General features: G+C 68.3%; 10 protein-coding genes. 7 read left to right on the top strand and 3 right to left on the bottom strand.

Features of this window, described 5'->3' with window-relative positions:
* Positions 1 to 69: 69 nt before the first annotated feature.
* Positions 70 to 2,622, bottom strand: a complete 2,553-nt coding sequence (locus tag CFB43_RS24775) for a hypothetical protein (protein ID WP_089496972.1) — start codon at positions 2,620 to 2,622, stop codon at positions 70 to 72.
* Positions 2,623 to 3,043: 421 nt separating this feature from the next.
* Between CFB43_RS24775 and CFB43_RS24780 the strand changes: the two genes are divergently transcribed.
* Positions 3,044 to 3,574 (top strand): hypothetical protein, encoded by a 531-nt coding sequence (locus CFB43_RS24780; RefSeq protein WP_144023107.1) that lies wholly within the window; start codon positions 3,044 to 3,046, stop codon positions 3,572 to 3,574.
* 201 nt (positions 3,575 to 3,775) lie between these two features.
* Entirely contained in the window at positions 3,776 to 4,441 is a 666-nt protein-coding gene (locus CFB43_RS24785) for a cation diffusion facilitator family transporter (RefSeq protein ID WP_089496974.1), read from the top strand.
* 182 nt (positions 4,442 to 4,623) lie between these two features.
* Here CFB43_RS24785 and CFB43_RS24790 read toward each other — a convergent pair whose 3' ends face one another.
* Positions 4,624 to 5,814: a helix-turn-helix transcriptional regulator gene (locus CFB43_RS24790; RefSeq protein ID WP_069251570.1), complete on the bottom strand. Its 1,191-nt coding sequence runs from the start codon at positions 5,812 to 5,814 to the stop codon at positions 4,624 to 4,626.
* A gap of 281 nt (positions 5,815 to 6,095) precedes the next feature.
* Between CFB43_RS24790 and CFB43_RS24795 the strand changes: the two genes are divergently transcribed.
* The 4 genes from CFB43_RS24795 (at position 6,096) to CFB43_RS24810 (ending at position 10,073) form a co-directional block, all read left to right on the top strand.
* Entirely contained in the window at positions 6,096 to 7,034 is a 939-nt protein-coding gene (locus CFB43_RS24795; RefSeq protein ID WP_089496975.1) for an alpha/beta hydrolase, read from the top strand.
* On the top strand, positions 7,031 to 8,155 hold the full coding sequence (gene ribBA / locus CFB43_RS24800; protein WP_089496976.1) for a bifunctional 3,4-dihydroxy-2-butanone-4-phosphate synthase/GTP cyclohydrolase II: 1,125 nt from the start codon (positions 7,031 to 7,033) through the stop codon (positions 8,153 to 8,155). Before CFB43_RS24795 ends, ribBA begins: the two co-directional genes overlap by 4 nt.
* Before the next feature lie 152 nt (positions 8,156 to 8,307).
* Positions 8,308 to 8,736 (top strand): helix-turn-helix domain-containing protein, encoded by a 429-nt coding sequence (locus CFB43_RS24805; protein WP_089496977.1) that lies wholly within the window; start codon positions 8,308 to 8,310, stop codon positions 8,734 to 8,736.
* Positions 8,737 to 8,738: 2 nt separating this feature from the next.
* Positions 8,739 to 10,073, top strand: coding sequence for a type II toxin-antitoxin system HipA family toxin (locus tag CFB43_RS24810; protein ID WP_089496978.1), 1,335 nt, complete (start codon positions 8,739 to 8,741; stop codon positions 10,071 to 10,073).
* Positions 10,074 to 10,099: 26 nt separating this feature from the next.
* Here the strand turns inward: CFB43_RS24810 and CFB43_RS24815 are convergent, their stop codons facing one another.
* The gene (locus CFB43_RS24815; protein WP_089496979.1) at positions 10,100 to 11,329 is read right to left on the bottom strand and encodes a DUF2252 family protein; all 1,230 of its coding nucleotides are present in this window, start codon (positions 11,327 to 11,329) and stop codon (positions 10,100 to 10,102) included.
* 220 nt (positions 11,330 to 11,549) lie between these two features.
* On the opposite strand from CFB43_RS24815, the gene CFB43_RS24820 reads away from it, so the two are divergent.
* A complete protein-coding gene (locus tag CFB43_RS24820; protein WP_089496980.1) occupies positions 11,550 to 12,785 on the top strand; it encodes an NADH:flavin oxidoreductase in 1,236 nt (411 codons plus the stop codon).
* The last annotated feature ends 2 nt before the right edge of the window (positions 12,786 to 12,787 follow it).

Raw genomic sequence — 12,787 nt, forward strand, 5'->3', positions numbered from 1 at the left:
TCATGAAAAATTGACCGCTCCCTCTGCAATTACCGGCTTCTTCGCCGATCGCCGGCGATTGCCGCGCCGCTAGCGCCGCCCCATCGCTGAACCGAGTGCCGATTCGAGACGGTCGGTTGGCGACTGCGCCATCAGCCTGACGATCGGATCGGGATCGTCCTTCATCTGCTTGGCCTGATCCTCGTCGAGCGGCTTCTGCGCGACACCGCCGGCCGCGGTCCGCAGGTGGGCGATCGCCTCCATCTTCGACATCCCGAGATCGCGCATCAGTTGCAATGCCGATGCGATGTCGCTGCCGCCGTCGGCTCGCCGGTCGTCGTCGACCGCCTTGCGATAGAACGCCTTCAACTCCTTGTGACGCACGCCGCCGCTCGCCTGCAGATAGGCGGGCGCCAGCGACTGGCGCCCGTGGCTTTCCTCCAGCATGCCGACCACGCGCGCGGCCGCATGCTTCTTCACGAGGTCGACTTCCTGCTTCTTGTTGTCGGTCGACTTGTTCTCGTCGAACAGGTCGAACTTGAGCGGCAGGAAGCGCCCGATGCGCTGCTGGTTGACGGTGTCGCGAATGCCGTCCCAATCGCCCTTTTCCGTCGCGCCCGGCTCGCCGTCGAACTGTTTCTCCAGCCGGTTGCGCATCGCGCCATCGGCGATGGCCGCCATCTTCTTGTCGCGGTAGTGCTGCTTGAGCGAGTGGGCGGCCTTGCGGTTGTCGAGCAGGTCGCGCCCCGACAGGATCGCGCCGCCTGCGATCGCCGCCGGCGCGGCGCCATGCGTGCCGACCGCGAGACCGACGCCGGCCCCGATCCCCACGGCCGACATGGTCGTCTTGATCGCTGACCGGACCACGCGGTTCTTGCCCTGGACCTCGGCGATGTAGCGCCCGGTCAGCACGTCGAGCATCTTCTCCCGCTGGGGGCCCTCGGGCTGATTCAGGATCGCCACCTTGAGATCGTAGCGGGACTGGAAGTCGGTCTTTCCCGCGACTTCCGACAACGGCACCTCGTGGCCGCCCGTCGCGACCTTCGGCTCGTCGGCGGAAGCCGGCCAGTTCCCCAGCTGCTTCTGGTAGCGGCTCTTGCGCAGCGCGGACGAGCCCAGCTCCTGCGCTGCGTAGACCGTATTCACGCCTTCGTGCGCCAGGGCCAGCGCGGACGCCGGCGAGGCGGTCAGATGCGCCTTCGTCAGCCCCTGCACGATCCCGCCTTCCGGTTTCGTCCTGTTCAGCAGTTGGGGAAGCGCGTTCTCGTTGTCGACCTTGATCCATCGCCCGAATCTGCGTAGCGCCTTCGCGCCGACGGAGGCGTTCGGCACGAGCTGGCCCAGTGCTTCGCCATGCGGGCGCGGCGCGGCTTCCTTCTTGCCGGTGTTCGTCGTTCCGTCCGTCTTTTTGGGTGGGTCGTCGGCGCGCTTGCCCGTGGCCAGGTCGGCCGGCGGCGGGGTCGTGACGGTCGGGGTCGGCGACGCCGGCTTCGGTTTCGTCGCGTCGATCCCGCTGCCGGCTGCCTTGCCCGGTGTACTGGTAATCGCCTCGAAGTGCCCGTGCTGGTCCCAGACGACGACACGGTGCGTCGGCACCTGTCCCGCGCGATGCTGGCTGCCGTGAAACTGGCCGAGCGTCGTGACCGGATGCGTGTCGTCGACCCCCGCCTGCACGACACCGACCTGCATGTCGACCCCGAACTTCTCGTTCACGAGCGAGACGAGTGCCGCGCCGTGTCCGCCTTCGTTGGTGTCCAGCAGCAGCATCCTGCCTCTCTCGTCCGGGTGCTGCGCGTCGAAGCCGGCGCGGATCTCGCTCACCGCCTGGTCCAGCGCCGGACCGTCGAGGTCCGGCCTCGCGCACTGCACGAGCGCGTAAATCGAGCAGTTGTTGTCGCGGCCGCTGTTGCGGATCGGCTGCATGTCCTGACCGGCAAGCGACCGCTCGAAGCGCTCGTTGGACGCGCGAGTCGCGTCGAGTTGTGCGTTGCGCGCTGCCTGCGGCACATCGGCGACCACCGGCGTGTGCTTGTCCTTGCCGGAAGGCGGTTTGACGGACGGCGGCGTGACGGCCGGCGTGTCGACGTCGCCGGCTTCGCCGAAATACGTGTCGAATACGCGACCGAGACGCGCCACATGGTCGCCCGTTGCAGGCGGATCGGCGGTCTCGGCCGTCTTGGCGGCCTTCGCGACCGGTGTCGTCCCGGTCTCCGTCTCGTGCAGCGTGGCCGCGACGACGGCCGGCACATGCCGGGGCTCGGACGGTTCGACCTCGCTCGTCTTGTCCGTGATCGATGCGGGCCGGCTTTTCGATTTCAGCGAAGCGAGCGACGTGTTCGAGCGTAGCGACGGCGATTTCCTGACGGTGAAGCCCGTCGCGCGCTCGCTGCCCGGCAGCGCGCCGGGCCGCGCGACGCCATCCAGCGCCTTCAGCGTTTCCGCGCCCCAGTCGGACGGCGATTCCCGCGGCGTCTCCGCCGACTTCCTGGGCGAGCGCGTATCCAGCCCGGCAAGCTGCGGTGGCGGCGTCGCGACCGGAGGAGCCTTCTGCTTGCCGGTTTCCGGCGCCTTGCGTTCGCCGGACGTCGTCGAGGGCTCGGGCTGCCGCCGCTCGAGCACGGCATTGCTGATCTTTCGGAACATGGGGATCTCGCGGCAGGATCGTATTGCGCGCTACGTTGGCATAGTGCGGGCGCGGATCCGGCAGCGATACGAAGCGAGCGCCACTTTCGCGAAGGCCGTTCAGGCTCGTCCGCGCACGGATGCCGACAGCGGCGCTGCGCGCTGCGCGTTGCGCGGTGAATGCGAAAAGACGTTCGGGGATCCGAATGCGCCACGGTTTCAGGCATGACGCATCCACTACACTCGATTCGACCTGTCCGGCGACCGTCGCATCTTCCCCGGAACACCGTTGCCTGACCGGGGCCGCCGGCGTCCTCCCGATTCTCCCTGGAGCATTTCCACCATGAAAATTTCGTCTGCCCGCAACGGTGCCGTTTCCGAACACACGCAGGACAGCCCGATCGAGCCTTCCGCGGGAAAGCCGCGGGCGCCTGCAGCATCGTTGGGAAAGCTATCCGACTTGTCGTCGATGGCGCGCCCGAAGCGCGGCGCAGGTGCAACGGGTGCCACGATGGGCGCGGACAACGGCACGACGCCGTTTCACGCCGGCACGCAGAACGATTGCGGCCTGCATACCATCGCGTCCCTCACCGGCTGGTCCGAACCCACCGTGGTGCAGAAGCTCGGGCTGTCGGAGCAGGACGTGAAAGACATCAGCGCGCACGGCATGCAGCCCGATACGGTGACCGCCGCGTTCAAGCACATCAACAACGGCAACGTCGAGCATCGTCAGGGCACCGCCGACGATCTCGTCAAGGGGCTCGCGCAATTCCCCGAAGGTCACCAGTTCGCGCTCGGCATGCAACGCGATTCGGGCATCGGTCACCTGGTGTCCGCGAAACGGGTCGGCGACCGTCTCGACATCACCGACCGTCAAATCAACCAGACCACATCGGTCCGCAACGAGCAGGAGCTTCAGCAATACCTGCAGCAACAGGGTGCATCGAAAATCCACACCTGGTACGACAAGTAAGCCGCGTACCGGCAACCGGTTCCCTGCCCGATCCGGTCGGGCAGCGCCGGCGAGCAGATCGGCGCGTTGACGGCGACGCGCCTGACACACGGCAACACCGTTGCGCGTGGCCGTTCCCGCGATTGCACCGCTGTCACCGATCTGCCACCGTCGACCGGTAGCGTTCGGGGCTGACCCACGCTATCGACAGACGGATTCGCCATGCAGCGCACGTCGCGCGCCACGCCCCACGTCTATGCGGCCACGTCCCGCGCCCTCGCCGTCAGCCTCGCGATCAACCTGCTGCTGCTCACCGTGGAGACGGTCGCGGCGTGGTCCGCGCATTCGTCGGGGCTGCTCGCGGACGTCGCCCACGCGGCGATCGATCTCGCGGCCGATGCACTGATCCTCATTGCGTGCCGGCTCGACGCGCGCCTGCCGCCGGCGCGGCGCCCGACCTACGAACCGCTCGCGCTCGCGGGCCTCGGCGCGTTGCTCGTCGCGACCGGCGCGCAGATGATCTGGCACGCGGCGAACCGTTTTGCCACGCCGCCCGTCGTGCAGCCGGGCGCGACGGCGCTCGCGCTCGTCGCGCTCACGCTCGCCGGCAAGGCCGGGCTGTCGCACTGGATGCTGCGCAAGGCGCGCGAGACCGGCTCCGCGCTGCTCGAGGCGAGCGGCTGGCATGTGCGGACCGATGCGCTGTCGTCGCTGCTGGCGGCGCTCGCGATGAGCGCGGCATGGGTCGGTTTCGGTCGTCTCGACGATCTGGCCGCGCTGGCGATCGGCGCACTCGTGATCCGCACGGGTGTGGGTTTCATCCGGCGCGGCTGTGTACAGTGGCCGGCGCTGTCGGCATGGGCCGATCGGTCGACGCGCGGCTCGTGAACGCAGCGGGCATCGCCCTGCATTAGCCGCTATCGGCGATGAATGGAGAAGAGGCTCGCGCGGTGCGAGCCTCTTTTGCATGACGTCGCCGCCCTCATCGTGCCATACGCGACACGTCGACCCCTGTCGATGTATCGCCAGACGAATGCGGCCGGTTCCGATGGATCGACCTTGATGGTCGCTTACCCGAGCGGCACGACACTCCCGAGCAGAATCCGCACGAGCGTCGCCTGGCGCGTGACCCCTGTCTTCGAGAAGATCGCGCGCAGATGGGTGCGCGCCGTGTTCTTGCTGATCCCCGATTCCTCCGCGGCTTCCTCGAGGGTCAGTCCGTTCGTCAGCAGCAGCGCGAGCGACGTCTCGGCGGGCGTCAGGTCGAACAGCTTGCGGATGATTTCCTGCGCGCCCTGCGGCTTGCGGTCGGGGTCGCGCAGGAACAGCGTGACGGCCGGCCGCCGCTTGTTGTCCTCCGACCAGTCGGACAGCAGCACCGTGCGCACCAGCAGCCCGAGGCGCGGCTTGTCGAAGCTGCGCGTGATCGGCATCGCCTCGACGGTTGCCGCGGCCGTGCCGTGGTGCCCCATCACCGCATGGCGGATCAGCCGTTTCAGCGTGCGGTTCTCCTGCGCATCGGTCGCCTCGATCGTGCCGCGCGCAATCGTCAGACCGTTGTTCTGCTTGAGGATCTCGTCGGCCACGCTGTTCAGGTCGATGATCGTGCCGTTCTCGTCGAGCGTGATCGTGCCGATCTGCATCCGGTTGATCGCATTCGCATAGATCGAGCGTTCGACCTCGGCCGTGTCGAGCCGCGAATGCAATTCCACCGCGCGTTTCAGGTGCGGCAGCAGCAGCGCGCAGATCGCCTTGTCGCGCGCGGAAAACTGCTTCGACGCATGGTTGCGGCACACGCGGAAGCGGCACTCGACGCCCGACGCCGTGCGCAGGTCGGCGCCGAGGATATAACGCACGTCCTGCGGTTTCAGGAACTGCTTGTACAGCTCGCTCGACAACCAGCCCGTGTCGCCGAACACGTCGTCGACCGTGACCACGCGATCGGCCGGCAGGCCGACGAACGGGTCGAGCGAATAGTAGTAGTTGTTGTACGACGCCTCGCCGTCGCCCGGCACCACCGGGCCGAATTCCGACGCGTGCACGGACAGCGGCGCGCGGCGGTCGCTGGCGGCCGCGCGCAGGATCAGCGTCACGTAGTTCGCCTGCAGCCAACGGCGGACCAGTTCGAGCGCGCCGGCCCATGGCGGCGTCTCCAGCGGCCCCTGGTAGATGCGCGCCATCAGTTCGCTGAAATCCGCGACGCCGATGTCGGCCTCGTCACTGGTTGCCTGGCTCTCTTGCGGAGCCCATCTCGTCTCCATCAGCACGCTCCATCCTCCATACGGCATGTTTCCGGCGCGACCCAACCGCGCCGCCATGATTAAGACGCGTCTAAATTCCGGCGTCATCGGGAGATTCACTGAATGGTGAGAATTGGCCATCCGTGCGAACGAACCATCGTCCGATCGGATGATGTGGCGCCCTGCCCGCTGCGCTGGAATGCCCGTCAGGCCGTGCCGGCAAGCGTCCGGCGCGGACTCAGGGAAAACCGCGACACGGGTTTACCTGATTCAAAACGCATCCGATTCAGACAGGAGTCCCCATGCCGCTCGACCCACAGGCGCAGGCGCTGCTCGCCGCGTTTGCCCAGGCACCCGCGATCGATTTCGCGCAGCTGACCGTTCCCGCGTATCGCGCGAGCCTTGCCGCCGGCGGCGCGTTCGCCCCGGGCGATGCCGTCGCCGCCGAGGAGGACTGGCGGATTCCGCTGTCGGGCCGTCAGTTGTCCGCACGGCTGTATCGGCCCGCCACTGATGGGCCGTTGCCGCTGACCGTGTTCTTCCACGGCGGCGGCTTCGTGTCGTGCGGGATCGATACGCATGCGAACCTGTGCCGCAGCCTCGCCACCCGGGCGCGCACGCTCGTGCTGTCGGTCGACTACCGGCTTGCGCCCGAGGCACGCTTCCCGGCGGCCGCGCACGACGCATGCGACGCGGTGCGCTGGGCCGCCGCCAGTGCGCGCGATCTCGGCGCGCGCGCCGGGGCGATCGCCGTGGCCGGCGACAGCGCCGGCGGCAATCTCGCGGCGGTCGCCGCGCTGCAGTTGCGCGGCTCGGGCGTCGCGATCGCGCACCAGTTGCTGCTGTATCCGGTCGTCGATTGCGCGACCGAGCATCCGTCGTACGAAACGCTCGGCAACGGCTATTTCCTGACGGCGGACGCGATGCGCTGGTTCAAGCAGCACTATTTCGACGACGGCGCCGATCGCGCGTCGCCGCTCGCGAGCCCGCTCGCCGCGCCGGACGTCGCAGGCGTGGCGCCGGCGACGATCATCAGCGCCGAATTCGATCCGCTGCGCGACGAGGCCGAAGCGTATGCGCTGCGCCTCGCGCAGGCCGGCACCCCGGTGACGCTCGTGCGCTGGCCGGGCCAGCTCCATGGTTTCGCGAGCATGCTCGGCGCGATCGATGCGGCCGACCGCGTGCTGACCTTCGGCGCCGACGCGCTGCGCCGCGCGTTCGATTTGACGGAGGCACGATGACGCTCGCCGGCACGCTGGAGATCGTCGACGAACTGCGGGCGGGCCGGATGGTCCTGCTCGTCGACGAAGAGGATCGCGAGAACGAAGGCGATCTCGTGATCGCGGCCGATCACGTGACGCCCGACGCGATCAATTTCATGGCGCGCTTTGGGCGCGGGCTGATCTGCCTCACGCTGACCGCCGAGCGCTGCGAGCAGTTGAAGCTGCCGCCGATGGCCGATCACAACGGCACGCCGTTCGGCACCGCGTTCACCGTCAGCATCGAGGCGGCCGAAGGCGTGACGACCGGCATTTCGGCGGCCGATCGCGCGCACACGATCCGCGCGGCGGTGCGGGCCGGCGCCCGCCCGGACGATCTCGTGCAGCCCGGCCACGTGTTCCCGATCGCCGCGCGCCCCGGCGGCGTGCTCGTGCGTGCGGGACACACCGAGGCCGGCTGCGATCTTGCGGCGCTCGCGGGGCTCACGCCCGCGTCGGTGATCTGCGAGGTGATGAACGACGACGGCACGATGGCGCGGCTGCCCGAGCTGAAGGCGTTCGCCGCGCATCACGGGCTGAAGATCGGCACGATCGCCGACCTGATCCATTACCGACGCGAACACGAGTCGCTCGTCGAGCGCATCGGCGAGCGGCCGCTGCATACGCCTTGGGGACGATTCCGCGCGATCGAGTATCGCGATACGGTGCACGGCGCGCCGCATCTCGCGCTCGTGCGCGGCGAGCCCGATCCGTCGACGCCGGTGCTGACGCGCGTGCACGAATGCCATTCGCTGCTCGACCTGCTCGATGCGGAGCCGTCCGCGCACTCGTGGCCGCTGCACGCCGCGCTGCAACGGATCGACGCGGCCGGCTGCGGGGTGGCGGTGCTGCTCGACTGCGACATGCGTGGCGACGCGACGCGGGTGCCGACCGGCCATGCGCGCCGCGACGGACGCGTGACGGGGATCGGCTCGCAAATCCTGCGCGAGCTCGGCGTGCGACGGCTGAACGTGCTGTCGAGCCCGTTCCGGCTGCCGGCGTTGTCGGGGCACGACCTCGAGATCATGGCGTTCATTCCGCTCGGCGACGACGATCCGGAAAGCGCACGGAGCGTGCAGGCGAATCCGCTGAAGGCGGCGTGACGCGTTGACGCGGGATGGCCGGCGGGGTCTTCATTTGACAGTCTATCGTTTGTTTTTATTGAATACAGCCGATCATTTGTATTTTGACAATACATACCATAGGCTGTATTTTCAGATTACAAACGATCGCTTGTCATCCTGCGGAGCGCCCGATGGCTTTTCCTGTCCAGACCCTGACCCAACTGCGTCCGATACTCGTCGGCTTCCGGAAAGCCGCGGGCCTCACGCAGGCGCAATTGGCTGCCCGTCTGGGCGTCACGCAACAATCCTACGCGCAACTCGAGGCCAACCCGTCGGCGGTCAGCATCGAGCGGCTATTCAAAGTGCTGAACGCGCTCGGCGTTCACATGACGCTCGCACTGGGCAAGCAGGACGTGTCGGCGGCATCGGCCGATCCCGTGCCGGTGCCCGATGCCGCGCCGTCGGTTCGGAAACCGACCTCGAGCAAGCGCAAGCAGGAAACGGCCCGCGGCACCACGCCCGCCAAGAATCCAGCCAAACCTGCAACCGGCGCCAAGCGCAAGCGGCCCACTGACGCAGCACCCGGCAAGCCCCGGGTTTCGAAGCGGGAGGACTGGTGACGATGGCCACGCGTGGCCGCCACGACCGGCTCGACCTGTGGATGAATGGCATTCCGGTCGGCTACTGGGAAGTCCGGCGCGGCGTCGAGCGCCTCGTCTACCTGCCTGAATGGCTCGACGATCCACAGGGGCGGCCGCTGTCGCTGTCGTTGCCCTTCACGCCCGGCAACCAGTCGCACCGGGGCGCGATCGTCGCCGATTACTTCGACAACCTGCTGCCGGACAGCGAGCCGATCCGCCGTCGCATCGCGCAGCGTTACCGGCTCCGCTCGACGGCGCCGTTCGAGCTGCTCGCGTCGATCGGCCGCGATTGCGTCGGCGCGATCCAGATGCTGCCGCCCGGTGAGACGCCCGTCGATCTCGAGGCGATCGACGGCATGACGCTTGACGACGCGGACGTCGCCGACGTGCTGCGCCACGCGACCGCCACGCCGCTGCCCGGCCGCGCGGAGCTGGAAAGCGACCTGCGCCTGTCGATTGCCGGCGCGCAGGAAAAGACCGCGTTGCTGCGTCAGGGAAACCGCTGGCTGCGGCCATTGGGCAGCACGCCGACGACGCACATCTTCAAGCTGCCGCTCGGACGCGTCGGGAACATGCAGGCCGACATGCGGACGTCCGTCGAAAACGAATGGCTATGCTCGACGCTCGTCGCCGCGTACGGCCTGCCGGTCGCACCGTGCGAGATCGGCCGGTTCGACGACCAGAAAGCGCTGATCGTCGAGCGCTTCGACCGGCGTCCATCGCGCGACCGCACGTGGATCCTGCGATTGCCGCAGGAGGACATGTGCCAGGCGACCGGCACGCCCGCAGGCGCGAAATACGAATCCGACGGCGGCCCCGGCATCGAGACGATCATGGGCATCCTCGCGAATTCGGCCGACGCTGCGCGCGACCGGATGAATTTCTTCGTCGTGCAGCTCGTGTTCTGGGTGCTGGCGGCGATCGACGGCCACGCGAAGAACTTCAGCATCGCGCATTTGCCCGGCAACACCTACCGCAGCACGCCGCTGTACGACGTCCTGTCCGCGCATCCGATCATCGGCACGCGCCGCAACCAGCTTCCGCCGCGCCGCGCCCGGCTCGCGATGGCCGTGTGCGGGAATAACCGGCACTACGTGATCGGCGAGATCCAGCCGCGCCACTGGATCGCGCAGGGCCGGCGTGTCGGCCTGACCGAAGACGACGTGCACGCCGCGATGGCAGCCGTCGTCGCGCGCACGGAACCCGCGATCACCGAGGCTGCAGCGCAGATCCCGGCGGCGTTTCCGGCGGACGTGGCGGATGCGATCTTCGAGGGCATGCGACGGCAGGCCCGCAAGCTGGGCGCGGCCGGGTAGCCTCGGCAGTCGCCCGCGGCGATACGCTACGCGCCGGCGGCGAAGCGCCGGCAATGCTCCAGATACCCCGCTTCATGGCTGCTCACGAGCTGGACGATGCTGTTCCACAGCCACATCGGGGCATCGATCGTCTTCGCGCGGTTGCGGCCGAGTTCGGTGCGCCACGCCGCGCGTGTCGGCTTGTCCATCTGGCGCGCGTGGGCCACGCCGACCACCGCACCGAGATAGCGCGCGACGTCACGCGCATCGTCCTCGGCGAGCAGATCGATGTCGAGCTTCAGGTCCTGCGGCAGCAGTTCGCGGATCACGACCGCGCGATCGAGCAGGCGGGCAGCCCGCATCCGCTCCCCGAGCGCCGGCGACAGATGCCGTGCGCCTTCCACGACGCGCTCGGCGTTGTCGCGCGGCATCGCGGCCGTTTCGTCGCGCGGTGCAGCGGCCGTCACGCCCTCCTTGATGTCCATCAGACACAGGTCGTCGCCGTCGCTCACGTCGCCGTCGATGTCGAGCAGCACCGCGTAGCGCAGCCGTCCCAGCGAACTGCAGCCCTTCACCCAGTACGCCGCGTCGAGCACGTCGACCTTGCCCCCGTCCTTGCGGCCCTTGAGGCTCGTCGCGAGTGACGCGATCGCCTCGTCGCCAAACAGCTTGCCGATCGCACGGGATTCCTTCGCACTCAGCGGCCAGAAGCGACGGCCAAGCGGAATCGTCGGCGCGAGCCCTTCGATCCGTTCGACCGCGAGTTGCCGCCACGAGCGGCGCATGGCCTGCTTCATCACGAGGTGCACGGGTTCGGGGCGTTCGGGCAGCTTCGCGTGGCGGCTGCCGAATGCCGACGTATAACCCGCCGTCATCGCCTCCATCATGTGCACGATCGTCAGGCCCGCCAGTGCGGACCCGCGCGCGGCCGTCGCCAGCGAAAGCCCGAGGCGGATCAGGTCGTGAACGGGATTGCCGATGACCGTCTGGTCGAGATCCCGGATCTGCACGTCGACCTTCCCTTCGCTGTTCGCGACCGGGCCGAGATTGCCGGTATGGCAGTCGCCGCAGATCCAGATCGACGGCCCGTGCGGCAGCGCGCTGCCGTTGGTTTCGACGAGCCATTCGTAGAAACGCGCCGTATTGCCGCGCACGTACGCGTGGGGTGAACGCGCCATCTTCCGGCGGCGCTGTTCGGTGAGGATCGCCTGGCGCCCGGCGGGTTTCGGCATGCGCTTCTGCTTTTGTTTCTGCTTCGGCTGTGACTGGCTGCTCATTCGGTTCTCCGGATGTTCCTGTCGTGTGTGCGGCATGCCGCTTCGTCACGATGCCATTGATCGATGCCATTCTGCAAACCGGCAGCGTCGCCAAAGTCCGAACCCCCGGCCTGCCGTCTCATGCTTCATTCGGCCGGATCGGGGCCATCCACCTGGACGATGCGCGCCGGTGCGGGTTGCGCACAATGACCGTCGAACCCATTCCCGACGTCTTCCCGACATGGAACCCACCGAACTGTCTCCCGCGTTCAGCCCGCTGCAGATCGGCCCGCTGACGCTGCGCAATCGCCTGATCAAGTCCGCCACCAACGAGGGCATGACGCCGAACGGCGTGCCGTCGCGCGCGCTCGTCCGCTTTCACGAACGCATCGCCGAAGGCGGCGCCGCGCTGACGACCGTCGCGTACTGCGCGATCAGCGACGACGGCCGCACGTTCGTCGACCAGGCGCGGCTCGACGCGCCGACGGTCCGCCAGTTCCGCGCGCTGACCGACGCCGTCCATCGCCACGGCGCCGCCGCATCCGCGCAGATCACGCACGGCGGCTGCTTCACGTTCCTGCCGTCGCTGTCGACCAAGCGGCCATTGAGCGCGTCGGGCGGCTTCAACAAGGTCGGCGTGATGAGCGGCCGCTTCCTGAAGCAGGCGATGACGCGTGACCAGATGTCGATCATCGCCGACGAATTCGCGCAGGCCGCACGCCATGCGCGCGACGCCGGCTTCGACGCAGTCGAGATCCACATGGGGCACGGCTATCTGCTCAGCCAGTTCCTGTCGCCGCTGTACAACCGCCGCCGCGATGCGTATGGCGGCGACGCGGCGCGGCGTGCCGCGTTCCCGGCCGAGGTGCTGCGCCGCGTGCTCGATGCGGTGGGCCGCGACCTCGCCGTCGTCTGCAAGATCGGCGTGACCGAAGGTGTGCGCGGCGGCGGTACGGCCGACGATGCCTGCGAAGTCGCGCGGCGGCTCGAAGCCGAAGGCGCGCATCTGCTCGTGCTCAGCGGCGGGATGAACGTCGAATCGGTGTGGCAGTTGTTCGGCAGCCCGTTGCCCGGCGAGGCCCGCGCGAATGCCGACAACGCGATCGTGCGCGCGGCAATGGCGTTGCAGAAGCTCACCGAGCCGAAGATGGGCGCGTTTCGGGAGATGTATTTCCTCGAGCACTCGAGGAAGGTGCGCGCGGCCGTCAGGATGCCGCTCGCTTACCTCGGCGGCGTGCGTTCACGCGGGAACGTCGAGCGGGCGATGCGCGAAGGGTTCGACGCGGTGGCGCTCGCACGTGCGCTCGTGTTCGAACCGGATTTCGTCAACGGGCTGCGCGACGGCCGGCTCGCGCAGTCGGGCTGCACGTCGTGCAACCGTTGTGTCGTGTCGATGTACACGCCGGGCGGCACCGCGTGCGTGCTGCGCGAGCCGAACGACCCCGCGCCGAACCGCGTGCCGGCCGCAGGCATCTGAGG

The organism is Burkholderia sp. AU15512, assembly GCF_002223325.1.
Taxonomy (GTDB): domain Bacteria; phylum Pseudomonadota; class Gammaproteobacteria; order Burkholderiales; family Burkholderiaceae; genus Burkholderia.